The sequence below is a fragment of the Alcanivorax sp. NBRC 102024 genome (assembly GCF_001602235.1).
Classification (GTDB): Bacteria; Pseudomonadota; Gammaproteobacteria; order Pseudomonadales; family Alcanivoracaceae; genus Alcanivorax.
Map to the genome: position 1 here is coordinate 1 of NZ_BDAS01000001.1, position 24,180 is coordinate 24,180.

Below are 24,180 nucleotides of genomic sequence, written 5' to 3' on the forward strand. Positions count from 1 at the left end.
CATTGATCTGCGTTTGGAGCCTCTCACCCTCTCCCTGTCCCTCTCCCCTCAAGGGAGAGGGGACCTTCCAGAGAGGCCGCACATGGCATCATCACCGGTGTATTAAATTAATGGTTGTGGATGTCGAAACCGGACTTGGCCATTTCACTGGCTAGGAAAAAGGCGCCGCGGGTGACCACGCGGGTGCCCGGCTCAATGCCAGTGACGATGCGACGGTTTGCCAGTTGGCCGTTGAGCTGGATTTCCACGGGCTGGTAATGGCCCGGCTCCTCTTCCACGAACAACTGCCAATCACCATCGGAGCCACGGGTCAGCGCTTCTTCCGGGACGGTGAGCGCGTTCTCGGGTGCGGCTAACGACAACGCCACATCGGCGAACATGCCCGGGTGCAACAGATGGCCCGCATTGGGAATGGCCACGCGCACGGCCAGGGTGCGGGTGACCGGGTTGAGGCGGTGGCCGGACTGGATCACCTGGCCATCCACGGTGGTGTCACCCACGATGACCCGCGCCGGGGTGCCGGTGGCGATTTGCAATCCGGGGGTGGGAGGAAGCGCGGCTTCGGCCCACAGTTCGGATTCATCCACCAGGGTGACCAGGGCACTGCCCGCGGTGAGCCACTGGCCTTGCTGGAAGGCATCTTCCAGCACCAGGCCATCGTCCGGGGCGGTGAGGGTGTAAACGCCCTTTTCACTCTTGCCCGCTTCGATGGCGGCAATGGCGTCATCATCCAGGCCGTAGCCTTTGGCGCGGGCGCGCAGGGACTGGTACTGACCCTGGGCATCCAGATAGCGCTGATTACCCACGGTGCGACGCCCCAGATTATTCACCCGCCGCCAGGCATCGGCCGCCACCTGCAAATCACTTTGCAGTTGCGCCATGGCCGGGCTGAACAGGGTGGCAATGGGCTCGCCCTTTTTCAGGTGCTGGCCCAGGGTGGCGCTGCGTGATTGCACCTGGGAATCGATGCGCACCGGCACCACCCAGGTACGGTACTGGTTGCTGATGATTTCTGCCGGGACCGTGAGGGTTTGGGTGGCGTTGGTTTGCGGTTGCAGGGTGATGACTTGCAGGTTGAGCATGGCTTGCTGGTCGGCGGTTAGCTCCAGGACTGCTTCTTCCTCATGGGTGTCTTTGGCCGCGTCGCCGTGACCATGGCTATCATGATCGGCATTGCCGTCCGGTGCCGGCTGCCGGGCATGCTGCTGTGTTTCGTTGCTTTCGTTGTGGGTATGGGCGTGGTCTTCTTCTGCCCAGACGGGGCTGGCCAGGGTTGCCAGCAGGGCAAGGGCCAGTGGGGATTGTTTGAAACGTGTTTTGGTTTTCATAAAAAATTTCCAAATTTTCCCGTAGGAGCGTCGCTCGCGGCGCGATTCCATACGTTTGTGATCGCGCCGCGAGCGACGCTCCTACGGCATTGTTAGTTAGCGAGGCTATTCAGCCAGTCATTAAGCTGGGCGCTTTGCTGGAGCCATTCGATCCAGGCCTGTTGCATGGCTTCGCGCAGGGCGATACCGGACAGGCGGGTATCCAGGCGCTGGTTGAGAGCCTGCAGGTAGCTCTGGGTGGTGAGCTCGCCCTGTTGCCAGACCCGTTCCAGCAGCGCGTCGCTGCGGGCCAGGGTGTCGCCGGTCAGTTGCTGCCAGGTTTGCCAGCGCTCACGGCGCTGCTGGTAATCGCGCAGGGCGCCGTCGAGCTGGGCGGCGATATCGGCGCGGGTTTTCTCCAGCAAGGCGCGGCGGGACTCGCTGTCGGCCAGGGCAGCCTGATAGCGATCGTTACCGGTATTGAAGATTTTCAGCGGCAGGCTGATATCCACGCCCCACAGGTTGTCGTCGCCTTCCTGGCCGACACTGAACCCCAGCGTGGGATCGGCCCGGCGCTGACGGCTCGCCAGGGTGGCGCCCTGCTCGGCCAGAGCCAGCTGCTGCTGGGCCAGACGCAGATCAAAGCTAACCGGCAGCCGTTGCGAGGTATCGGTACTGACTGCCACCGCTTGCCAATGGCGAGCCGCGGGCAGGGGCCGGCCCGGCTGGGCACTGGCTAACACCTGCCGCAACCGGGTCGCCGCCGCCGTGGCATCGCTTTCCGCTTCCGCCAGGGTCTGCTGGGCCTGGGCCAGGGACAGCCAGGCCAGTTGCGCATCCACCTGCCCCAGATCTCCGGCCTGTTCACGGCGCCGGATCAACTCACTGAGTGCGGACAGCTGCTGCTCCTGGGCGCGAGTGGCAGCCAGCCGGGCACGGGCGGCATCGAAGGCCACCAGCGCATTGAGGCTGTCCGCCAGCAAGCTGGCGCGGGCCTTGTCGGCGCGAAGTTGTGCCAGGGTGTCGCGCACCGCCACCGCATCGCGGCGGGCGCGCGCCTTGCCGGACCAGTCCAGGGTCTGGCTGAGCCCCAGGGTTCGGGTGGTTTCCGCGCTGTCTTCATAGCCGATGTTCAGCGCAGGGTTGTAGAGCGGCTGCGCCGCATCACGGTTTTCCGCCAGCCAGCGTTCCTGTTCGGCATTGATGGCACGGCTGGCGGGCAGGCTGTTGATCTGTTGTTGCAGCCAGCCGGCCCACTGGCCGGCGGGGGTGTCTGCCTGCAGCCGAGTGGCGCATAGCAGCAATAGCAGTGCGCAACCGCGCACTACGGGGGATAGACTTTCCATGGGAAAGCTCCTGATCGATTATCCGGAATCTGTCGCGCTCAGGCGCAACTCGGGCTCGGAAAGGCGATCAGGCGATGGGAGGGCGAAACGGATTATCCGCCGGCGCGTCCGGCAAGGGGGGTCGCAACGCCAGGACGGTTGCCGGCGGTGCAGGCAAACGGGCGGGGGCGCATTCCATACTGGCCATGAAGCCATGGCACTGGCAGCAGTGGTCCCCGCCGGCATCCAGCACGTCCAGCGGGACAGGGGCATCATCGAGCTGTTCCACGGCCACGTCGGCATCGTGCTCATGATGCATGGCATCAAGCACCAGCACGTGTGTGCAGATGATCAGCAGCAATGTCCAGACCAGTGCTTTCATGGTGCCTGCCGTGGGTTAGGGGAGGGTCTACTCTGCAAAGAAAGAAGACCCCGGTCAAGGCATTTAGTTTCATCCGGTCATTCACAGACGCGGCGGCAGACGGCACAGTAACGGCCCCCTTTCTGACGAGAGATATCATGAGCCGCCTGGAAGAAGTCCGTGATTCCGTTCTTGCCCACCCCCTGCACCGCGCCTGCGAACTGGAACTGCTCAGCGCCGGCGAAGGTCGCAGTGAGGTGCGTTTTACGGTCAACGAGTTCACCACCAATCCCATGGGTGCCCTGCACGGCGGCATCGTCTATGCACTGATGGACGTGGCCTGCTTCTTTGCCGTGGTGCCGTCGTTATCCGCCGACCAGCAACCGGTGACGGTGGAAACCCACAGCAGTGTGCTGCGTGCGGCCATGAAAGGGGAAACCGTGGTGATTCGCGCCCGGCTGGATCGTCTGGGCCGCACCCTGGCGGCCATGCGGGCGGAAGCCCTGGCGGTCAATGCCAGCGGCGAAGAGCGCCTGATTGCCACCGGTTCTGTGACTAAGGCGATTACCACCGTCCGTTAGCGCGCCATTCGTGAACCTTCCCGCTTTTTGCATATGGGGAAGACTCCCTGCATAACGCCTTGCAATGCCTCGGTTACCGGGGCGTTTTCCCCCTGATTTGCCGCTGTTTTGTCCATGCCGGACAAACGGCAGAACAGGCAGCATGACCGGAACCTTCCTCAACCTGCCATCAATTGTCAGCGCAGAGACCCGCGGGTATCGTCAAAGGTGACGGTCCGGCGGGCGATTCCTGCTATTTCACCCGGTTTTGCCACGCCCGGAGCTGCATGAATGAGGATAAGAATATGTATCAGGTCATGCTCGTTGATGATGAGGATTACATCCTCAAGGCCCTCAAACGGACCATCAACATGTACACCGACTGGGACGTGGAAACCTACCAGGATCCCCGGGAAGCCCTGCGCCGGGCCCGCACCACGGTTTTCGATGCGGTGATTACCGATTACATGATGCCCGAGCTGAATGGCCTGGAGTTGCTGCAGGAACTCCGTGACCTGCAGCCCGATACCATCCGCATTCTGCTCACCGGGGTCATCGATATCGAAACGGTCATGTCTGCCATCAACAAGGCCGGCGCATTCCGCTTTATTCCCAAGCCCTGGGATGACGAACAACTGCTGGGCAATATTCGCGAAGGCCTCAAGTTCCGCGATATCCTGCTGGAAAACCGCATCCTGGCGGAGACCGTTCGCGAACAACGCCAGACCCTGCGCAGTCTTGGCTACGAGGGCTAACCGCCGCTAGCCGAATACAGGACGACACGTTTCATGGAAAGCATTCTTGGCAAAGCCGATATCGGCTTCGGCATGGAAGCACAGGGCCTTTTCCTGGTGTCTTCCACCGTTATTCTTCTGATCATCATCTTCTTTCTCTACAAGACCTACCGGACGTCCATCAATGTGGAAGCCAAGTTGTCGGAGTTTGCGTCCCTGACGGATAACCGTTTCGGACGCAAGCTGCATTTGATCGAAGTGAATGCGGATGAGTACAAACTCAACAAGACCCTGCTCGGCCCCCTGGCGCGGATCATCGATGAATACTGTGTGCTGACCACGGATAACCGGGGCACCATTACCTTTGCCAACGGCAAGTTTCTGTCTCTCAGCGGTCACGCCTTTTCCCAGTTGATCGGTCAACACGAAAGCATCCATCACCCGGACAGCCAGGACAGCGGCCTGCCCATGATGCAATGCAAGCATGCGGCGTCCGGAGTCTGGAATGGGGAAGTCTGCAACCAGCGGGAAGATGGCAGCCTTTACTGGATGAACATGTTCCTGTTTCCGCTTTCCTATATTTCCGACGAGGATGACGGTTTTATCTATTTTGGTACGGACATTACCGATATCAAAACCGAGAACAATCAACTGATTCAGGAAGTGAAAGAGAAAGACCAGAAACTCAGCCATGTGGAAACCATGCTGCTGCACTCGGAAAAAATGGCGTCGCTTGGCACGATCTCCGCGGGCATCGCCCACGAGATCAACAATCCGATTGCCATGCTGTCTTCCAATCTGAACCGTTCCCGGGAATACCTGGACACCATGTCGAAGGTGATCACCGGATTGCAAAAGCGCATCAGCGCAGAAAAATTTGAGCAATTTCTGCAATCCGAGGCGGGCCTGAAGATCGAGGCAAAAAAACTGCGCTTTATCCTGGAAGACCACCCGGCGCTGATTGACGAAACCAGCGAGGGCATTGAGCGCATCAAACAAATTATCCGCGATCTGAAAAACTTCTCTCACAATCAGCCGGAACACTTCTCTCCGACCAACATCGCCACCTGCATCGCCACGTCACTGAACCTGGCCAAGCATGAACTGAAAAACCGCATTCATGTCAGCCACGCCAATCTGGAATCCCTGCCACTGATTCCCGGCTCGGAGAGTCAGCTTTCCCAGGTGTTCATGAATTTGTTCGTCAACGCGGCACAGGCCATTGAGGGTAAAGGCACCATCACCATTGCCGCGGACTGTGATGACGCGTGGTGCACACTGACGGTTACCGATGACGGACCCGGGATTCCGGGCGAGCATCTGGAACAGATCTTCGAACCTTTCTACACCACCAAGCCCATCGGCAAGGGGACCGGGCTCGGCCTGTCGATCTGTCATGACATCATTCGCCACCATGGCGGCATCATGACTGTGGAAAGCACACCTGGCACGGGCACTACCTTCATCATCAAGCTGCCGTTGAAGCAGTCTGACAACGTCCATGCCGCCTGATTATGTGTACACCCTCACCACACCGGAAGGCGTTCAACAACGCATTCCCATCGAGCTTGTCGATGATGCCATCGCCATCCCCGACCGTTTCTCGCCGCCGGCCTGGGCAGCGCTGACTTATCATCAGTGCAGCCACTGCCCGTTGAACAAGGAGACACATCGCTACTGCCCCATCGCCCTCAATCTGGCTTTTCTGTTGCCGGAATCCGCGCTGGGTGACTCGTTTCAGACTGTTACCGTGGAAGTGGACACCCCGCAGCGTCAGTACCGGCAGACCACCACGCTGCAGCGGGCGTTAAGTTCACTGTTCGGTTTGATCTGCGCTCTCAGTGACTGCCCCCATACCCGCTTCCTGCGGCCCATGGCCCGGTTCCATCTGCCCCTCAGCAGCGCCAGTGAAACCCTGGTGCGTTCCGCCAGCCTCTTCCTGCTGCAACAGCATATGGCGGATCGCCTGGATAGCCAGGACCCATTGGCAGAACTGAATGCACGCTATGCGGCGCTCAATGAATTGAACCGCTGCTTTACGCGGCGTCTGCGCGGCAAGCGCACCTCCGATGCCCCCATCAATGCGCTGGTGCTGCTGAATGTCACCGCACGGGAAATGCACTGGAATCTGGAAGAAGAACTGGCCAGTCTGGCGCCGCTGTTTGGCAATGACAGCGACGCCTGAGGCCTGTGAGGGATGAGGTCAGAGGCTACTGGTCGGCACCCAGGTAGCGGTTCAGTACCTTGCGCCATTCCTCGGAAGGGAGAATTTCGAGCATGGCCTGGTCGATAGGCTCACGGAGCTGGCTGCCATTGGCCACGGCAAATGCATAGCTTTCTTCCCGGACCAGCTTGGGCAACACCAGCACCTGGGAAGCCTCACGCTCGCGCAGCATGTAGCGCATTACCGGGGCATCCGATACCAAGGCATCCACCTCACCGAGCACCACCGCACGCATGGCTTTCTCCAGATTCGGATAGGTCCGGTAGTTGAGCCCTTCGCCCACCAGCCATTGCTCACCACTGGTGGCCTCCACCACGGCGGTTTCCACTCTGGGCAGATCCCCGGCCCCGGCCACCCGGGTCTGTAACTGATTAACGGTAACACTGGAGGCAATGGCGGCGGTGAAACCGGAAATGGTAATGATGCTGACAAACATCCACACTAGGCCGACGACCCGGCCACCGGCGCTGACCGGTGCCTTGTCACCATAGCCCACGGTGGTCATGGTCACTGCGGACCACCAAAAGCCGCTGCCGATCCCCTGGCCGGCGGAGCCGCCAAACTGCTCCGGGTTCTTCTTGCGCTCGAACAGCCACACCAGCAACCCCACCAGCAGCAACACCAGGCCCAGGGCCAGCACGGCGGAGAAAAACTTCCAGGAAAACAGGCCGTGCAGGGTCGCCATCCAGCCGCTGGCTTCGGTGCGGGTGGCAATGCCCAAGCCGGCGCGATACATGGGCTGGGTAAAATCCAGACGCCGCTCCCGGTCGGCGGTGACACTGATGGCACCGATGGCCACGTCCGCCTGGCCCAGTTCCACCGCCGTCAGCATTTCCGCCACGGTTTTATAGGGGCGGAAGCGATACTCATAACCCGCGTTTTTAGCAACCTGCTCCCATAGCTCCACGCTCACACCATCCCAGCGATCCCCATTCTGAAAGCTGAACGGCGGTGAGGCCTTCACGGCCACGGTGAGGGGAGCGGCACTGGCCGACGCCATCCACGCGCACAGGCACGCCATCAACAAAACACGTATTCTTATTCTCACAGAGATCCCTCCACTTCATTCACGATGCCATGCCTGACCGACTGAAATACCCTGTTGTTTTACTGCTGGCCGGCACGCTGTCTCTATCGCAGGGTAGCGGGGCCCATGGCTTTCTGCCAGACGAGATCCCCATGGCGGCGGGCACAGCACTGCGAAACCCGGCAGATTTCCCCATCGTGTCCGTGAATTTTTACAATTCCTGGACCCCAAGCCGCCTGGATATCCCGCATCAACACAGTGTGCGGTTACGCCTGACAAACCGCAGTGATGACTGGCACCTGTTTGCCCTGGGCGATGACGCGGCCCTGCGCGACCAGGCGCTGATACATAAATTAATGCCGGATCTGCGCAAGGATTACCCCAACACCCGCCTGAGTGAACCGGGCAGCACGGTGACGTTGCCGTGGCGGTTTGATCGGGAAGGAACATTCAGCCTGCGCTGTGTCAGGGCCGCGCATCAGGGGCGGAGCGAGGCGCTGACTATCGAGGTGGCACCACGATAGCCCAGTTGCGGGAAACGAGGAGCGAGGAGCGAAAACCTGACTTCGCAACTTGCAGATTTTGACTTTCGAAACTCGTTTCTCGTAACTCGCCAGCGCCGGGTTATCGCGCCGCGAGCGACGCTCCTACAGGGGATCTTTCTGAAGGATTTGAACCCTGGCTCAGTGCACCCTACCTTTTCAAAAACCGTGGGCGTTTTCGCCAAAAAAAAGCCCCGGAAGAACCGGGGCCAAGGGGAAGCCGGTGATGACCGGCATTTCATCAGCGTTCGTTGTGCCCGGCGGGGGCGTGTTCTTCCTTGACCCGGAACCAGGCGGCATAGAGGGCCGGCAGGAACAGCAGAGTCAGTGCCGTCGCCACGATCAATCCGCCCATGATCGCCACTGCCATGGGGCCGAAGAAGACACTGCGTGACAGCGGGATCATGGCCAGTACCGCAGTGAGCGCAGTCAGGACAATGGGCCGGAAACGGCGCACGGTGGATTCGATGATGGCATCCCAGGTGCTGAGTCCCTGATCCATATCCTGGCCGATCTGGTCTACCAGGATCACCGCATTCCGCATGATCATGCCCGCCAGCGCGATGGTGCCAAGCATGGCCACAAACCCGAATGGCTTCTGGAAAATCAGCAGGAAGAAGGTCACCCCGATCAGCCCCAACGGCGCAGTGATAAACACCATCAGCGACAGCGGCATGCTGCGCAGCTGCAGCATCAGCAGGGTAATCACCACCAGGATGAACAGCGGCATGCCGGCATTGACAGATTTCTGCCCACGGGCGGATTCCTCCACGGTGCCACCCACTTCCAACAGGTAGCCCGGCGGCAAGTCGGCGCGCACATCTTCCAGCTGCGGCATGATCTGATTGACCAGGGTGGCCGGCAGGGCATCGCCCTTCACATCCGCCAGGATGGTCACTGTGGGCAGTCGATCCCGATGCCAGATAATCCCTTCCTCGAAGCCATACTCCAGGGTGGCAATCTGGTTCAGGGGCACACTGCGGCCACTTTGCGTTTGTACTGCCAGGTTGCCAAGCAAACCCAGAGCGTGGCGTTCGTGACTGTCGCCGCGCACTTCCACATTGATCAGCTCGTTATCTTCCCGGTACTGGCTCACCGCCACCCCGGAGAGGGATGCCTGCAGGGCCGTGGACAGATCGGCAGTGGTAATTCCCAGCGTCCGGGCCCGGTCCTGGTCCACGTTCAGGCGCACCACCTTGCTGGGCTCTTCCCAGTCCAGGTGCACGTTCTGGGTGTCGGGATTATCGCGGACCTGGGCCGCTACCCGCCGGGCCAGTTCCCGCACCTGGGGAATGTGCTCCCCGGAGACCCGGAACTGCAGTGGGTAACCCACCGGCGGACCATTTTCCAACCGCGACACACGGCTGCGTACGGTGGGGAAATCCCGCCGCAGGGTTTCCTCCAGCCAGCTCAGCACCTGTTCCCGATCCTCGATATTGCGGGTCAGGATAACGAACTGGGCCACCGACGCTGCCGGCAACTTCTGATCCAGCGACAAGTAAAAACGTGGCGAACCACTGCCCATGTAGCCCACGTAATTCTCGATCTGTTCATTCTCGCCAAGCATGGCTTCCAGACGCAGGGCCTGCTCCTGGGTGGCGGCCAGCGACGCGCCCTCTTCCAGTTTCATGTCCACCATCAACTCAAGCCGGTTGGACGCCGGGAAGAATTGCTGGGGCACCAGGCTGAACAGCAGCAGGGAAAACACGAAGATACCCACGGTCAGACCAATGACCGTTTTGCGATAACGCACGCACCATTCCACTACGCCACGGAAACGCTGATAAAAGGGTTTCTGATAGGGATCGTGCACATCCCCGCTGGCATCCCGCTTGGCCAGGTTGGGCAGCAGTTTTTCCCCCAGATACGGCACGAACACTACCGCGGCGATCCAGGAAGCCAGCAGGGCAATAGTCACCACCTGGAAGATCGAGCGGGTATATTCACCGGTGCTGGATTCCGCCGTGGCAATGGGCAGGAACCCGGCGGCGGTGATCAGGGTGCCGGTGAGCATGGGAAACGCCGTGCTTTTCCAGGCAAAGCCGGCCGCTTTCAGGCGACTGAACCCCTGCTCCATCTTGATGGCCATCATTTCCACCGCAATGATGGCATCGTCCACCATCAGACCCAGGGCCAGTACCAGTGCCCCCAGGGAAATCTTGTGCAGGCCGATATCGAAATACTTCATGGACGCGAAGGTCATGGCCAGCACCAGCGGGATGGACAACGCCACCACCATACCGGTGCGCCAGCCCAGTGAGAAAAAACTCACCAGCAACACGATGACCAGGGCTTCCATCAGCACCTGTACGAACTCGCCGACCCCGGCCTCCACCGCTGCCGGCTGATCAGAGACCTTGCGCAGTTCCATGCCCAGCGGCAGGCTCTTCTGCAGCTCGGCAAAAGCCTTGTCCAGGTTTTCACCCAGTTTGAGAATGTCTCCGCCGTCTTTCATGGACACGGCAATGCCGATGGCGTTCTCGCCCATAAAGCGCATGCGCGGCTGGGGCGGATCACTGAAGCCGCGATAAACGGTGGCAATGTCACCCAACTTGAGGGTGCGGTTATCCACCTGGATGGGAAACTGGCGAATATCGTCCACACTGGTGAATTCCCCGGATACCCGTAGCCGCACTCTACTGCTGGGGGTTTCAAAAAAGCCGGCGTCGGCCACCGCATTCTGCGACTGCAATGCCTGCTGCACGGTGACCAGGGGAATGCCCAGGGACGCCAGCTTGGTGTTGGAAATTTCCACCCAGATCTTTTCGTCCTGCAGCCCGACCAGCTCCACCTTGCCCACGTCCTCCACGCGCTGCAGGGCCAGCTGCAGGCGGTCGGCGTAGTCTTTCATGATGGCGTAGTCGAACCCCGGGCCGGTCAGCGCATAGATATTGCCGAAGGTGGTACCGAATTCATCGTTGAAGAACGGCCCCTGTGCATCCCGGGGCAAGGTATGACGGATATCGCCCACTTTCTTGCGCACCTGGTACCAGAGATCCTTGATTTCCTTGGAGCGCATTTCGTCCCGGGCCATGAACATGACCAGGGATTCACCGGGACGGGAGTAGGACGTGATCCGCTCGAAGTCGCCGGTTTCCATCAATTTCTTTTCGATTCGCTCGGTAATCTGCCGGGAGACTTCTTCCGCGCTGGCACCGGGCCACTGGGTATTGATGGTCATCAACTTGAAGGTGAACGGCGGATCTTCGCTCTGCCCCAGGTTGGCGTAGGAAATGGCCCCCATGGCACCGAGCAGGAGCATCGCGTAGAGCACCAGGGCGCGGTTTTTCAGCGCCCATTCCGAGAGATTGAATGACATGGTGGCGCTCCCTATTCGCTTTCCGTCCCGGCATCATCGGCCGGGGCCGGCGTGTCTGCTGCCGCCAGGTCAATCTGCCGGTTCTGGCGATCCACGGGAATCACCGTCTGCCCCTCTCGCAGCAAATGCGTCCCTGCCGCCACCACCCAGGCGTCCGCGCGCAGCCCGGACAGCACCGGAATGGTTTCCGCCCCATAGGCACCGGTTTCCACCGGGGTTTTGATCAGGCTGGCATCTTCCGGGTTTACCACCCACACATAGCGCTTCTCCCCCTCCGCAGTCACTGCCGCAAGAGGCAGCGTGAGCACACCATTGCCGGCGGCCCCGCTGGCCACCACGCGGGCGGACTGGCCCAGGTCGGCGCCCACGTCGTCGTTATCGAAGGCCACCCGGGCCTCGAAGGTGCGCGAGCGCGGATCCGCCGACGGGGACAATTCCCGCAGGGTGCCGGGGAATACCTTGCCCTTGCGGGACCACAGCTCGATGGCCACCGGCATACCGATCACAAACCGACCCACGTCCTGCTCCGGCAAATCGATACGCACTTCCCGGTCGCCATCCACTGCCAGCACAAACACCGGCTGACCGGCAGCCACCACCTGACCGGCCTCGGCCAGACGCTGGGCAATCACCCCGTCCCTGGGTGCCTTGAGCGTGGCATAGTCGGTCTGGTTGCGGGCCACATTCAGGTTGGCGCGGGCCTGACGCAGCTGGGCCTCGGCCGCGTCGAAGCGGCTTTCCACACTGTCATACTGGGAGCGGCTGATGACTTGACGTTCAAGCAGGGCCTGGTGGCGGTCCAGCTCACTGCGGGCCAGCTTGTGATCGGCCTGGGCAGAGGCAAAGCGGGCACGGGCTGCATCCAGCTGCAGGTTCACATCATCGGTATCCAGAGTGGCCAGCACATCGCCCTTGCTGACGCGATCGCCCACGTCCACCTTGCGCTGGCTGATCTTGCCGGCAATGCGAAAACCCAGCTCCGGTTCGTAGCGGGCTCGCACTTCCCCGGGGAATACGTCCTGGCTGGCTCCGGCGGTCAGCGGCTGGACCACCAGCGCCGGACGCGGTGCTTCGGTTTTGCCGGATTCCGCATCGGAACAGCCCTGTAGGCCGAGAGCCCCAACGACTCCGATGACCAGACCCGGTATCAACAGTGAACGAAACATGGCAGCTACCCTCTACCCTTTGCTAACCCGTGTTTACCTTGAAAGCCACCGAGGTTGCCTTCCCTTTATGCTATACTGTCGAGTATAGTAATTTTATTAAACTAAACCGTCCAGTATTGAAATGTGAGTGCGATGACTGATACCTCAACCCCAGCCGCCCGTGGCCGCCCAAAGGATCCGGCCAAACGTGCTGCCATCCTGGATGCGGCAGAGAAACTCTTTCTCTCCCAAGGGTTTGCAGGCACGAGCATGGATGCGGTGGCCAAGGAAGCCGGGGTTTCCAAACTGACGGTTTATAGCCATTTCAGCGACAAGGAAACGTTATTTTCCGCGGCCATCGAGGCGAAATGCCAGAACATGCTACCAGTGCCGATCTTCGAGCTGGATGGCAATCAGCCCCTGCGCACCACCCTCACCAAGATCGGCCTGGGCTTCCTTGAGCTGATCCACAGCCCGGATACGCTCAAACTGCAACGGCTGATGAACAGCCAGGCCACGCAGGATCCGGAAATGTCACGGCTGTTTTTCGAGGCGGGCCCGCAGCGCACGCTTACTGCCATGGAAAACCTGATCCGCAGCGCCAACGCTGCCGGCCAGCTTGAGGTTACGGACCCCAAACAGGCATCGGAAAATTTCTTTGCATTGCTGCAGGGCTGCCAGCATATGCGCGTCATGATTGGCTACCAGCCACCGATGACGGCCAGCGAAGCGCAGCCCCATGCGGAACAGGTCGTGGAGTTGTTTTTGCGGGCCTATGGGAAAGGCAGTGAATAATTAACCGTGGATAGTTGATCATTCGCGGAATAACACTTCGACACTGGAAACAAAGAGGCCGCACTCCTGGATGGAGCGCGGCCTCTTTTTTAAAAACAGGTTATCGATCAGGAAATGGCGAAAGAACGTTTTTTGCCAATAAAGAAAAACGGGATCCGCAAGCGGATCCCGTGTCAGGGCGATCAGAAGGATTTTCTTACGCCAATGGAGAAGTGATCGTAATCCACATCAACTTCAAAGTTGTCACCCTCTATTTCATGGGTCGCATCAACGTACCCCAGCACCAGCTCAGGCGCGTCCGGGGCAAAGGAAATGGCCACATCGAGGCCCAGCATTTCCGGGTCGATATCCAGCGACTCTGTACCGGCCAATCCATCTGTATCAACCTTGGTATCGGTATTACCCATGTTGTACCAGAGTGATGCGGTCACCATTTCGAAGTTGGCTCGGGCGCCGACCTCCAGGCCATAACCTTCACTTGCAAAGCCCGTGAAGGTTGGGCGGCTAAAACCAACCGCACCGTAAAGCGCGATCATATCTGCAACCGGCAAATGCGCACCGACACCAATGAACGTCATATCGTTAAAAACGACATTATCTGCTTCGACGAAAAAGTCCTCGTCGTCTTCATAGTCCAGCGACACATGGCGACCCATGACCATCACATAATCACCGATTTCGAAACCGCCCTGCAGCCCGAAGCCCTGCTCAAGATCAAACGACTCAGACACGCCTCCCTCGCTGATTTCCGAGTCACCGGATACAACATAGTCGAACTGCACGTAATTGAAAGAAGGCGCTTCAGCCATGGCAGTCTGGCTGATGGCACCGGCAAGCGCGGCAACCGCAAACACTGAAGTTTTCTTATTCATACCTTTCTCCCTGATTAATAAAAAAGGGCCAAGGCCTTCCTGAGCCTTCATAGCTCCCCTGGTCCTCATCAAGTAGTAACCTAATTGTAAAAAAACCACAATATTCACAAATTTACTGATGTTTTCTCATCGTTTTCCCTATTTCCCCGACCAACAAGAAGGTTCAGGAAAACAAACACCAACATCTCCTTCGCCCAATCTCACGATGTTCAGGATGGCTCTGCCCCGATGGGTTGCTCCCAGTTGCCACCAGATAATCCCCAGCCAGAGCAGGGCGTCACAATCCCCGGCGTTCGCGGCCAGGACCTGCTGGCACAGGCGCAGGGCCCGTTCCAGCAAACCAAGACGCTGGGAGGGATAGCGTCGACTGGCCTTCAGTAAACGCACGATGCGACTAGGGCTCATTCGGTTCCGCCTGTGCCGCTTTTGCTTTTGCCACGGCCTTGCCCAGGACGGCAAAGGCATACCAGTCCAGGTTGCGAGTAACCAGCATCACCATCGCCAGAGCGGCAAATAACAACAGAGCCCCCAACAGCAAGGCGTAATCTTCCGCCATCAGGATGCCGTAGATGAGCCCCTGCACCAGTAACAAGCTGACCGCAAAGCTCCACCCTGCCTGGAGTGATCGCAACACTGCCATCAGGTAGACGCCGATCAACGCACAACACGACAACGCTGCGGCCAGGTAGGCCAGGGCAAAATCGATATGCTCACTGAGCGCTACCAGCAGCAGGTAGAACATGGCCAGCGCCAGACCCACCAGCAGATATTGCATGGCGTGCAATGGGTAACGGCGCAATATTTCAAACAGAAAAAAGGCGGCAAAGGTGAGGCCGACAATCAGATAGCTGTATTTCAGAGCACGTTCGCTGGACAGCAATCCGGTCACCGGCTGCACCAGCCTTACCCGTAGCGCCTGGTTAGCGTCACCGCAGGCGCCATCACCGCGGGCACAGAGAATGGCGCTGGCCGCCGCCAGGCTATTGGTGCGCCACTGGCTGCTGAAGCCTTCCGCGTTAATTTCTCTTTCCACGGGCAATACCAGCCCCTCAAAACTCGGGTGCGGCCAGTCCGCACGCAGACCAATGCGGGTTTCCTTGGCCAGCGGCAGTGTTGCCAGGGATTCGGTGCCGTTCAGGTTTAACCGCACCTTGACGGTGAAGGCACCGGACAGGTCATCCGGCAATTGCACTGCCACCGCATTGGCACCCAGCCCGGAGGGCAACTGTTCGGTTTCCACCAGCGCCAGAGGCACATCGTTGACCAGGATCTGCGGCCGCTCCACCAGACCGCGCAGATCACTGATCTGCAGCACCAGCAAGGATGGCCGCGACGCCAGGACTTGCTCCGGCTGCTTGACCTGTTGCCAATTGGCAGGAAACACCGCTTCCAGATGCAACAGGCTGCGATAGACCGGTGTGCCATAGATCCCCCGGTAACGCATCTGCGTCTGCAACTGGCCATCCACATTCAGGGCATCGGGAATCTGGCTCTCCAGTACGGGGCGTTTTTCCACCACCGTGCAGCTTTCGCCGCGGCGACAATCCGTCTTTTCCACCAGTTGCTTGCGGATTCGCTGGGTAACAATGACCGGGCCGCTGATTTGCTGTTCGCCACTGACCTGACGAGCGATTTGCTGTTTGACCTGCCAGGCATCCTGGCTGCGATCGCGTACCTTGCCCTGGATCATCAACAGGGGAATCACCAGCACCATGAGCAGGCCGGCTATCGTGAGCATTTTCAGTAACAGGTTGGGTCGCATGGTTCCTCTCCCTCATATGGAGAGACCAGTGTGCGAAGCCAGGTTGAGGGTTTTGTGGGGATTGTGTGGGGAAGCGAGTTTCGAGGAGCGAGGAGCGAGGAGCGAGGAGCGAGGAGCGAGGAGCGAGGAGCGAGGAGCGAGGAGCGAGGAGCGAGGAGCGAGGAGTGAGATGCCACAAGGAAAAACAAACTCCAAACCTTGGTCGTTGGAGCCCCTCTTGAGGGGCGAAGCCGAATGCGATGGAAGATCCGATCCGGTAGCAATCTATTCTGGAAAGATCTACCGATATCTGAAAGGCCTGATCGCCCTGCGGGCGGTTTCCTCGCAAGCGCGGTTCGCACCTCAAGAGGAGCGCCTACAGCGGGTTTGTAGAAATGTTAGTGCTGGGGGATGGTCAGGGTGGCGCGGACACCGTTGTCGGTGTTTGCCAGTGTCAGGCTGCCGCCGTGGAGGGTGGCGATTTCGTTGACCATCGCCAGGCCCAGGCCGGAGCTTTTGTCATGGCCCGGGGCCGGCAGGGAATAGAAGCGCTCGGTGACGCGCGCCAACGCATAGTCTGGTATCGCCGGGCCAATGTTTGTCACGCTCAGTGCGTTGCCTTCCACCTGTACCCCGAGTGTGGTTCTCGCACTGGCAAAACGCAGCGCATTATCGAGCAGGTTGAACAGGGCCAGTTTGAGGGTATCGGCTTCTGCCTGAAGGTCGCTGCCAGCGACACTCACATCCAGCTGTTTTTCTGCCAATAACGAATAGCGGCTGCGCTGCCATTCTTCCACCAACGGGGAAATTGAGACGCGACGCTTGCGGTCCGGCAGACTTTCCAGCTTTTCCAGTCTGGCCATGGCCAGCAGCCGGTCAAGAAGATCGCTGAGCCGCTGACTTTCATGAATCACGTTATCGGTAAAGCGGATCAGTGATGGATCCCGGATCTCATCCTGGAGAATTTCTCCGGCGCCACGGATCGCCGCCAGCGGACTTTTCATTTCATGGGTCAGGAGGCTGACGTTATCTTCCAGCCGCGCACGCTCTTCCAGTCGACGACGCATGGCCGTAACGGCATCGGCCAGAGCGCGGATCTCATCGTTGCCACGAAATGCCGGCGGCGCCGGGCGCTCATCATTGGCCACCGCCTCCGCATAGCCTCGCAGGCGATTGACCCGACGGCTGAGCCACCAGGCCAGCAGTCCCCCCAGCAGCAGACAGCCGAACAGGGCCGCACCGCCATACAGCAACAGATGCCGTTCCGCCCGTTGCACAAAAGGCTCGATGGCACGCCCCGGTTTGCCCAGGCTGATGACCCCGATCAGGCTGCCGCTGTGGCGGATCGGGGCGGCCACATACATGACCGAGGTAGACGGGTCCTCAGGGTCCGTGCGGGTAGTACGTGCCCCGTAGCGACCCTGCAGAGTCAGATGCACATCATTCCAGCGGGAGAAGTCCTCACCTTCATCCTTGCCCCGGGAATCGAACAACACGGTACCGGTGGGACCAGTGATATAGATGTGGGTATGGATACGGTCTTTTTTCAGGCCCCAGATATCCGCATCCGGTGTACGCCCGGCATAACGATTCAGGGCCTGGCGCAGTGAAGGGGTAATCACGATCTCGCCGCTCTCCGCATCCTCGGCAACAATTTCCGCCAGCAGGTTGGCCGCATCTACCAGGGTTTCTTCGGCGGACTGGCGCACCAGTGGTTTGGCCTGACCGAACACAAGATCGAGCACAAACCAGCTCACCACCCCCAGAATCAGGAAATAGAACACCAGCAAGCGCTGCCCGAGTTTCATTGGCTATGGCTCTCGAGGTAGTAGCCGATGCCACGACGGGTGGCGATAAGCCTCTCGCCATCCAGCGGTCGCAACTTGGCTCGCAGGGTCTTGATATGGGTATCCACACTGCGCTCGAAACTGTCTTCATCACTGTCGCAAATATCCAGCAATTGCGACCGGGTAAAAACCTGCCCGGGATGTTTAAGCAGTGCGGAAAGGATGCGGAATTCGGAGCGTGTCAACGTCAGCGCGGTACCACGAAAAAAAATCTGCGCACCGGCTTCGTCCAGCTTCCACAGGTCGGTGGCGCGCGCTTCCCCGTGGGGAGCAAGCCGTTTGAGAATGGCACGAATGCGGGCCACCACTTCGCGGGGGCTGAACGGCTTGGTCACATAATCGTCGCCACCCAGCTCCAGCCCGAGGATGCGATCCACTTCATCCTGACGGGCGGTGAGAAACAGCACCGGCACCTGGCTGGACTGGCGTAGTTGTTTGAGTACGTCGAAACCGTTCAGGTCCGGCAACCCCACGTCCAGCACCACCAGATCAAACACCCGGCTGGCGAGATGCTCCAGAGCCTGTTGCCCAAGCGGCACGTGGTCCACCGCGAAATGCTCGCGCTCCAGCGCAAACATCAACGGCTCCGCGATGCGCGGCTCATCATCCACAATCAAGATTCGGCTCACAGCCATTCCCCTGCCAAGACACTGGCATCATAACCACAGAGTCCGAACGGCCCAAGGGAGGATGTCACTGTTCACCCAACCGGCATATGGCAAGTGGGTTTCGGTGACGGCCCGCTCTTCGTTTACACTGTAAGCCCAACCCCCTGGCAGCGGAGCATCCCCCTTGGCGAAGAAGCCCAAAACCGACGAAGAAATTGCCGCTTTCCGCGACAGGGTCTGTGATGTGGCCACCCGGCTGTTCATTGAACGGGGGCCCCAGAATGTGACCATGCGTCAGATCGCCAGCACGCTTGGGGTCAGCCCGATGACGCCCTACCGTTATTTCCAGGACAAGGACGAAATCCTGGCTACCGTGCGCGCGGAAGCCTTCCACCGCTTTTCCGCCAGCCTGGAGCAGGCAGTGCAGCAGGCCCCGGATGCCCGTGCCAAGGCCAGGGCCGTGGGGGATGCCTACGTGGCCTTTGCCAAGACCTACCCGGCGGCCTACCAACTGATCTTTTCTTTCACGCAACCCGACGAAGAACGTTACCCGGAGTTGCGTCAAGCCAATCTCCGCGCCCAGGAGACCATGGTGGGCTATGTGCGTGAGATGATTGAGGCCGGCCTGCTGGAGGGGGACGCCCAGCTGATCGGCTACATGTTCTGGGCCACCCTGCACGGCATTGTGGTACTGGAACTGGCCAGCGGCCTGCGCGGCATGGATGGCGACACCCTGCGCGAGAAGATCATGCGTACCCTGTATGCGGGTATGCGCGTTAACCCCCCCTCTCTGGAGCACTGACCGATTCGCTCAGACACATGGGCAGAGAGGACTTGATGTTTAACTTATACGGTGTAAATTTTACAGGGTAAATCAATTAGCGGAGAACCCATCATGTCCCTGCCCTCTTCCATCGCTGATCGCCTGCGCCTGCCCGTGATGGGCTCGCCCCTGTTCATCATTTCCAACCCGGATCTGGTGCTGGCTCAATGCAAAGCCGGCATCATCGGCTCTTTTCCTTCCCTCAATGCCCGCCCCCTGTCGCAACTGGACGAGTGGCTGCACCGCATTACCGAGGAATTGGCTGCCTGGGACCGGGATCATCCAGACCAGCCCGCCGCGCCCTTTGCCGTCAATCAGATCGTGCACCGCTCCAACGACCGGCTGGAGAAGGATCTGGAGCTGTGCGAGAAATACAAAGTGCCGATGGTGATTACCTCGCTGGGCGCCCGCGTGGAAGTGAACCAGGCGGTTCACGGCTGGGGCGGAATGGTAATGCACGATGTGATCAATGACCGGTTCGGTCGCAAGGCCATCGAAAAAGGCGCCGACGGCCTGATCGCCGTGGCCGCCGGTGCCGGAGGCCACGCCGGCACCCTGTCTCCCTTTGCCCTGATTCAGGAACTGCGCACCTGGTTCGACGGCCCGCTGGCCCTGTCCGGCTCCATCGCCAATGGCCGCAGCGTGCTCGCCGCCCAGGCCATGGGCGCCGACCTGGCCTACATCGGCTCCATGTTCATCGCCACCGAAGAAGCCAACGCCGCCCAGGGCTACAAGCAGATGATTGTGGACAGCCGCGCGGAAGACATCGTCTACAGCAACCTGTTCACCGGTGTGCACGGCAATTACCTGGCGCCCTCCATCATCAACGCCGGCATGGACCCGAACAATCTTCCGGAAAGTGATCCCTCCGCCATGAACTTCGGCTCTGGTGGCAACACCGACAAGAAAGCCTGGAAGGATATCTGGGGTTGCGGTCAGGGGATTGGTGCCATCGACGCGGTGGAAAGGACTGGCGATATGGTGGCCCGTCTCGCCGAAGAATATGCTGCGGCGAAACAGGCGCTTTTCGCCGGTTAGACTCTTGCCCGGAAACAAAAAGACTCGCCCGGTTTCCGGGCGAGTCTTTTTCGTTTAATCAATCAGCCTGAGCGTCACGTGGCTGGCATTCATTCCTGACAGGCACTGCAGAAACCACCCGTTACAGACTGAAATTGATCCGGCAGAACCAGCTTTTCAGGTAGGAGGTTTCCACTATGGCCGGGTGCACCGGATGGTCCGGCCCCTGCCCCTGATAACCGATCACCTGCACACTGCGGTCAATGTGACGAGCACTGCTGTGGATCACTTCCAGCAAACGGTCCGCCGGCATGTGCATGGAGCAGGAGGCGGAGATCAGGTAGCCGCCCGGCTTGATCAGGCGCAGGGCCAGCTCGTTGATGGCGTGATAGCCGGCCAGGCCATTCTTGAAATCCTTTTTGCGTTTCACGAAGGCCGGCGGATCCAGCACCACAAGATCATACTTTTCGCCATCGGCGATCAGCTGCTTCATGGCGGCAAAGGCATCGCCCTGGATGCTGCCCACCTTGTCCGCCACCCCGTTCAGCTCGGCGTTGCGGTGCACATAATCGGTGGCAGTTTCCGAGGCATCCACACAGGTCACTGATTCGGCTCCTGCCAGTGCTGCCTGCACGCCCCAGCCGCCGCAGTAGGAAAACACGTCCAGCACCCGTGCTCCCCTGGCCAATGGCGCCATGGCCTGGCGGGCACTGCGGTGATCATAGAACCAGCCTGTTTTCTGCCCTTCCGCCAGCGGTGCCACAAAGTGGGCGCCGTTTTCGGTGAGCGAGACTTCGTCGACCAGATCCCCTTTCAATGCCTTGGTGTAGCGCTCCATGCCCTCGATTTCCCGGGCCGCCGCTTCGTTTTTGGCAATGATATGCGTGGGGCTGAGTACCGCATCCAGGGCACTGACGATGGTCTCCAGATGCGCTTCCATGGCACCGGAGCCGGTCTGCACCACCAGTACATCACCGAAACGATCCACCACCAGGCCCGGCAGGCCATCGGCTTCACCGAAGATCAACCGGTAGCTGGGTTCTTCGAAGAGCGTTTCGCGCAGAGCCAGAGCCTGTTCGATGCGCTTCTTGAAGAAGCTGCGCGACAGCTCCTGCTTCACATCCCGACTGTAAAGACGGGCAGCAATCAGTGAATGAGGACTGAGCAGGGCCCGGCCCAGCGGTTTGCCGCGGCTGTCTTCCACCACACAGGCAACGCCGGCGGGCAGATCCCGCAGCGGGGTATGGCGGGTGTCGATCTCGTTGGCATAGACCCACAGATGGCCGGCTTTGAGGCGGCGCTCTTCATTCTTGCGTAGGCGGATAACAGTGGTTTCGGTCATGGTGTCGGCAGGCAGCTGGCGGAAAAGGGGGCATCATAGCACAGAGGACAAACGCCTCTGATACGAGATACGAGTCTCGAGGAGCGAGGAGCGAAAACCTGGCTTTCGCGGACGCAGGGCTTTGCTTTCGTGACTCGCTCCTCGTACCTCGTAACGCCTAATCGACCTTTCTCGCCCTGCAAAGGCTCCGCGCCCCTTTTTTGAAAACAAAAAAAGGGCGCCCGAAGGCGCCCTGTCATTTCAAGGAAATCGTGGGAAAGGATTAGCCTTTCACGAATTCCGGGTAGGCTTCCATGCCGCAGTCGGCGATGTCCATGCCTTCGTACTCGTCTTCCTCGGAAACCCGGATGCCCATGACGGCTTTCAGGATGCCCCAGACGATCAGGCTGGCCACGAATACCCAGATGAAGATGGTAGCGGCACCGATGATCTGGCCGGAGAAGGACACATCAGCGTTGGTAACCGGTACCAGCAGCAGACCCAGCAGACCCACCACACCGTGGACGGAGATGGCACCCACCGGATCGTCGATCTTCAGCTTGTCCAGAGTCAGGATGCTGAACACTACCAGCACACCACCAGCAGCACCGAACAGGGTAGCCAGCAGCGGAGTCGGGGTAGACGGCTCGGCAGTGATGGCAACCAGACCGGCAAGCGCACCGTTGAGCAGCATGGTCAGGTCAGCCTTGCCGAACAGGATGCGGCCAACGATGAGGGCAGCAACAGCACCACCAGCGGCGGCAGCGTTGGTGTTCAGGAACACCATGGCAACAGAGTGTGCGTTAGCAGCATCACCCAGCTTCAGTACGGAACCGCCGTTGAAGCCGAACCAGCCCATCCACAGGATGAAGGTACCCAGGGTCGCCAGCGGCAGGTTGGCACCGGGGATAGCGTGCACTTCACCGTTAGGACCGTACTTGCCTTTACGGGCACCCAGCAGCAGTACACCCGCCAGGGCAGCAGCAGCACCGGCCATGTGAACGATGCCGGAACCGGCGAAGTCAGAGAAGCCCAGGTCGCCCAGGTTGTACAGACCGAATACGTCGGCACCACCCCAAGTCCAGGAACCTTCCAGCGGATAGATCACACCGGTCATGACCACTGCGAAAGCCAGGAAGGCCCACAGCTTCATGCGCTCGGCAACCGCACCGGAAACAATGGACATGGCAGTCGCCACGAACACCACCTGGAAGAAGAAGTCAGAGGCACCGGAGTAGACAGAATCGCCGTCGAAACCGTTCTCCGCAGAGGCACTCAGTACACCGGCCAGATCGAAGGCTTCGATACCGTCCAGGAAGATGCCGCCGCCGTACATGATGGCGTAACCGCACACCAGATACATGATGCAGCTAATGGCAAACAGCGCCACGTTTTTGGTGAGAATTTCGGTGGTGTTTTTCGCACGCACCAGACCGGCTTCCAGCATGGCAAAACCGGCAGCCATCCACATTACCAATGCGCCACACACCAGAAAATAAAAGGTGTCCATGGCGTACTGAAGTTCAAAAATTTGATTTTCCACAATGCAACCCTCCGAAAATGGAAGCGTGTTCTCTAAACCCTGGCATGGGTCGATTTACAACACGGTAAAACTTTAAATCGCGTCCTCACCGGTCTCACCGGTACGGATACGAATGGCTTGCTCCAGGGTGGTAACGAAGATCTTGCCGTCACCAATCTTGCCGGTATTGGCAGCTTTCGCGATGGCTTCAATCACCTGATCCAGAGAGGATTCGGCGATGGCCACCTCGATTTTTACCTTGGGCAGAAAATCCACCACATACTCGGCACCCCGGTACAGCTCGGTGTGACCTTTCTGGCGTCCAAAGCCTTTCACCTCGGTAACGGTGATGCCCTGTACGCCGATCTCGGAGAGTGCTTCACGCACGTCATCCAATTTGAACGGCTTAATTACGGCAGTAACCAGTTTCATTTCATTCTCCTCAGCTTTCACCGCGTCCGGTGTCGTCCGTTTCACTTCGAGCCCCGTTATGGTTCCCGATCCACAGTTTGCTCGAACGCTCTGACCCTACAAGTGCACGACCCATGCCAGATTTAGAAAGTCATACATTTTCAGGGAGTTACACACCGATTCCGATTCAAGGAATCGGTTCGGCGCGCCATTATAGCGCACCACCTTGGGGCGAGTTCCAACTTGGTGCATCGCCTCTGCCCTGCACCGCCGGTGCCGCGCCCCCGGACACCGTGCTACCATCCGCCCACCAATACAAGGACCATCGCCACAGACCGCATTGCCAGCGGCCCTGGCCAACCATGGGTCCTGCCCCCGATGGAGATTCGAGATGCGCGACCAACCCTTTATCGACCGCCTCATGGCCGACATCAGCGGGCGCCTGCCCACCGATCTGGGCGGCCTGCGCAGCGAAGTGGAGCGAAATGTGCGCAGCGTACTGGCGGAGGCCGTCAGCCGACTGGACCTGATCACCCGGGAAGAGTTCGATATTCAGCAGCAGGTATTGATGCGCACCCGGGAAAAGCTGGAAGCACTGGAGAAGCAGGTGGCGGAGTTGGAGAAAACGACGGACGCCTGACGCCACCGAAAGCGAGTGACGAGGTACGAGTTTCGAAGA

General features: G+C 59.6%; 23 protein-coding genes. 9 read left to right on the top strand and 14 right to left on the bottom strand.

Annotated features, from left to right (window positions below; translation table 11 throughout):
* Positions 1-107: 107 nt before the first annotated feature.
* The 3 genes from A0251_RS00005 to A0251_RS00015 all read right to left on the bottom strand — a co-directional run bounded on the left by A0251_RS00005 (position 108) and on the right by A0251_RS00015 (position 3,014).
* Positions 108-1,328: an efflux RND transporter periplasmic adaptor subunit gene (locus tag A0251_RS00005; protein ID WP_062814806.1), complete on the bottom strand. Its 1,221-nt coding sequence runs from the start codon at positions 1,326-1,328 to the stop codon at positions 108-110.
* A gap of 92 nt (positions 1,329-1,420) precedes the next feature.
* Entirely contained in the window at positions 1,421-2,653 is a 1,233-nt protein-coding gene (locus A0251_RS00010) for a TolC family protein (protein WP_062814807.1), read from the bottom strand.
* A 67-nt stretch (positions 2,654-2,720) separates the two neighbouring features.
* On the bottom strand, positions 2,721-3,014 hold the full coding sequence (locus tag A0251_RS00015) for a hypothetical protein (protein WP_062814808.1): 294 nt from the start codon (positions 3,012-3,014) through the stop codon (positions 2,721-2,723).
* Between the two features lie 137 nt (positions 3,015-3,151).
* Here A0251_RS00015 and A0251_RS00020 point away from each other — a divergent pair, with 137 nt between their 5' ends.
* The 4 genes from A0251_RS00020 to A0251_RS00035 all read left to right on the top strand — a co-directional run bounded on the left by A0251_RS00020 (position 3,152) and on the right by A0251_RS00035 (position 6,472).
* Complete coding sequence (locus tag A0251_RS00020) at positions 3,152-3,574, top strand: PaaI family thioesterase (protein ID WP_062814809.1); 423 nt, start codon at positions 3,152-3,154, stop codon at positions 3,572-3,574.
* Positions 3,575-3,840: 266 nt separating this feature from the next.
* Positions 3,841-4,308: a response regulator gene (locus A0251_RS00025; protein WP_231874124.1), complete on the top strand. Its 468-nt coding sequence runs from the start codon at positions 3,841-3,843 to the stop codon at positions 4,306-4,308.
* A 33-nt stretch (positions 4,309-4,341) separates the two neighbouring features.
* Complete coding sequence (locus tag A0251_RS00030) at positions 4,342-5,799, top strand: ATP-binding protein (RefSeq protein WP_062814811.1); 1,458 nt, start codon at positions 4,342-4,344, stop codon at positions 5,797-5,799.
* Entirely contained in the window at positions 5,789-6,472 is a 684-nt protein-coding gene (locus tag A0251_RS00035; protein ID WP_062814812.1) for a DUF6901 family protein, read from the top strand. The genes A0251_RS00030 and A0251_RS00035 overlap by 11 nt, the downstream gene beginning before the upstream one ends.
* A 25-nt stretch (positions 6,473-6,497) precedes the next feature.
* Here A0251_RS00035 and A0251_RS00040 read toward each other — a convergent pair whose 3' ends face one another.
* Positions 6,498-7,532 (bottom strand): transporter substrate-binding domain-containing protein, encoded by a 1,035-nt coding sequence (locus A0251_RS00040; RefSeq protein WP_231874125.1) that lies wholly within the window; start codon positions 7,530-7,532, stop codon positions 6,498-6,500.
* Between the two features lie 56 nt (positions 7,533-7,588).
* Between A0251_RS00040 and A0251_RS00045 the strand changes: the two genes are divergently transcribed.
* The gene (locus A0251_RS00045; protein WP_103917378.1) at positions 7,589-8,062 is read left to right on the top strand and encodes a hypothetical protein; all 474 of its coding nucleotides are present in this window, start codon (positions 7,589-7,591) and stop codon (positions 8,060-8,062) included.
* A 259-nt stretch (positions 8,063-8,321) separates the two neighbouring features.
* On the opposite strand, the gene A0251_RS00050 is transcribed toward A0251_RS00045, so the two are convergent.
* Entirely contained in the window at positions 8,322-11,399 is a 3,078-nt protein-coding gene (locus A0251_RS00050) for an efflux RND transporter permease subunit (RefSeq protein WP_062814814.1), read from the bottom strand.
* A gap of 11 nt (positions 11,400-11,410) precedes the next feature.
* Positions 11,411-12,565 carry an efflux RND transporter periplasmic adaptor subunit gene (locus tag A0251_RS00055; RefSeq protein ID WP_062814815.1) on the bottom strand — a complete coding sequence of 385 codons (1,155 nt, stop codon included), beginning with the start codon at positions 12,563-12,565 and terminating at the stop codon, positions 11,411-11,413.
* Between the two features lie 132 nt (positions 12,566-12,697).
* Here A0251_RS00055 and A0251_RS00060 point away from each other — a divergent pair, with 132 nt between their 5' ends.
* On the top strand, positions 12,698-13,339 hold the full coding sequence (locus A0251_RS00060) for a TetR/AcrR family transcriptional regulator (RefSeq protein ID WP_062814816.1): 642 nt from the start codon (positions 12,698-12,700) through the stop codon (positions 13,337-13,339).
* 182 nt (positions 13,340-13,521) lie between these two features.
* Here the strand turns inward: A0251_RS00060 and A0251_RS00065 are convergent, their stop codons facing one another.
* The 5 genes from A0251_RS00065 to creB all read right to left on the bottom strand — a co-directional run bounded on the left by A0251_RS00065 (position 13,522) and on the right by creB (position 18,428).
* Entirely contained in the window at positions 13,522-14,211 is a 690-nt protein-coding gene (locus tag A0251_RS00065; RefSeq protein ID WP_062814817.1) for an outer membrane beta-barrel protein, read from the bottom strand.
* 138 nt (positions 14,212-14,349) lie between these two features.
* Positions 14,350-14,616, bottom strand: a complete 267-nt coding sequence (locus A0251_RS17295) for a hypothetical protein (RefSeq protein ID WP_156478201.1) — start codon at positions 14,614-14,616, stop codon at positions 14,350-14,352.
* Complete coding sequence (creD, locus tag A0251_RS00070) at positions 14,606-15,973, bottom strand: cell envelope integrity protein CreD (protein ID WP_062814818.1); 1,368 nt, start codon at positions 15,971-15,973, stop codon at positions 14,606-14,608. The genes A0251_RS17295 and creD overlap by 11 nt, the downstream gene beginning before the upstream one ends.
* Positions 15,974-16,350: 377 nt before the next feature.
* Positions 16,351-17,760 (bottom strand): two-component system sensor histidine kinase CreC, encoded by a 1,410-nt coding sequence (gene creC / locus A0251_RS00075; protein ID WP_062814819.1) that lies wholly within the window; start codon positions 17,758-17,760, stop codon positions 16,351-16,353.
* Entirely contained in the window at positions 17,757-18,428 is a 672-nt protein-coding gene (creB, locus tag A0251_RS00080) for a two-component system response regulator CreB (protein WP_156478202.1), read from the bottom strand. The genes creC and creB overlap by 4 nt, the downstream gene beginning before the upstream one ends.
* Positions 18,429-18,591: 163 nt before the next feature.
* Between creB and A0251_RS00085 the strand changes: the two genes are divergently transcribed.
* On the top strand, positions 18,592-19,209 hold the full coding sequence (locus A0251_RS00085) for a TetR/AcrR family transcriptional regulator (RefSeq protein WP_062814821.1): 618 nt from the start codon (positions 18,592-18,594) through the stop codon (positions 19,207-19,209).
* 93 nt (positions 19,210-19,302) lie between these two features.
* Entirely contained in the window at positions 19,303-20,268 is a 966-nt protein-coding gene (locus A0251_RS00090; RefSeq protein WP_062814822.1) for a nitronate monooxygenase family protein, read from the top strand.
* A 121-nt stretch (positions 20,269-20,389) separates the two neighbouring features.
* Here the strand turns inward: A0251_RS00090 and A0251_RS00095 are convergent, their stop codons facing one another.
* From A0251_RS00095 to glnK, 3 genes are all read right to left on the bottom strand, one after another.
* Positions 20,390-21,589, bottom strand: a complete 1,200-nt coding sequence (locus A0251_RS00095) for a class I SAM-dependent rRNA methyltransferase (protein ID WP_062814823.1) — start codon at positions 21,587-21,589, stop codon at positions 20,390-20,392.
* Between the two features lie 262 nt (positions 21,590-21,851).
* Positions 21,852-23,111, bottom strand: coding sequence for an ammonium transporter (locus A0251_RS00100; protein WP_062814824.1), 1,260 nt, complete (start codon positions 23,109-23,111; stop codon positions 21,852-21,854).
* A 72-nt stretch (positions 23,112-23,183) separates the two neighbouring features.
* Positions 23,184-23,522 (bottom strand): P-II family nitrogen regulator, encoded by a 339-nt coding sequence (gene glnK, locus A0251_RS00105; RefSeq protein WP_062814825.1) that lies wholly within the window; start codon positions 23,520-23,522, stop codon positions 23,184-23,186.
* A 370-nt stretch (positions 23,523-23,892) separates the two neighbouring features.
* Between glnK and A0251_RS00110 the strand changes: the two genes are divergently transcribed.
* The gene (locus tag A0251_RS00110) at positions 23,893-24,141 is read left to right on the top strand and encodes an accessory factor UbiK family protein (RefSeq protein ID WP_062814826.1); all 249 of its coding nucleotides are present in this window, start codon (positions 23,893-23,895) and stop codon (positions 24,139-24,141) included.
* Positions 24,142-24,180 lie beyond the last annotated feature (39 nt).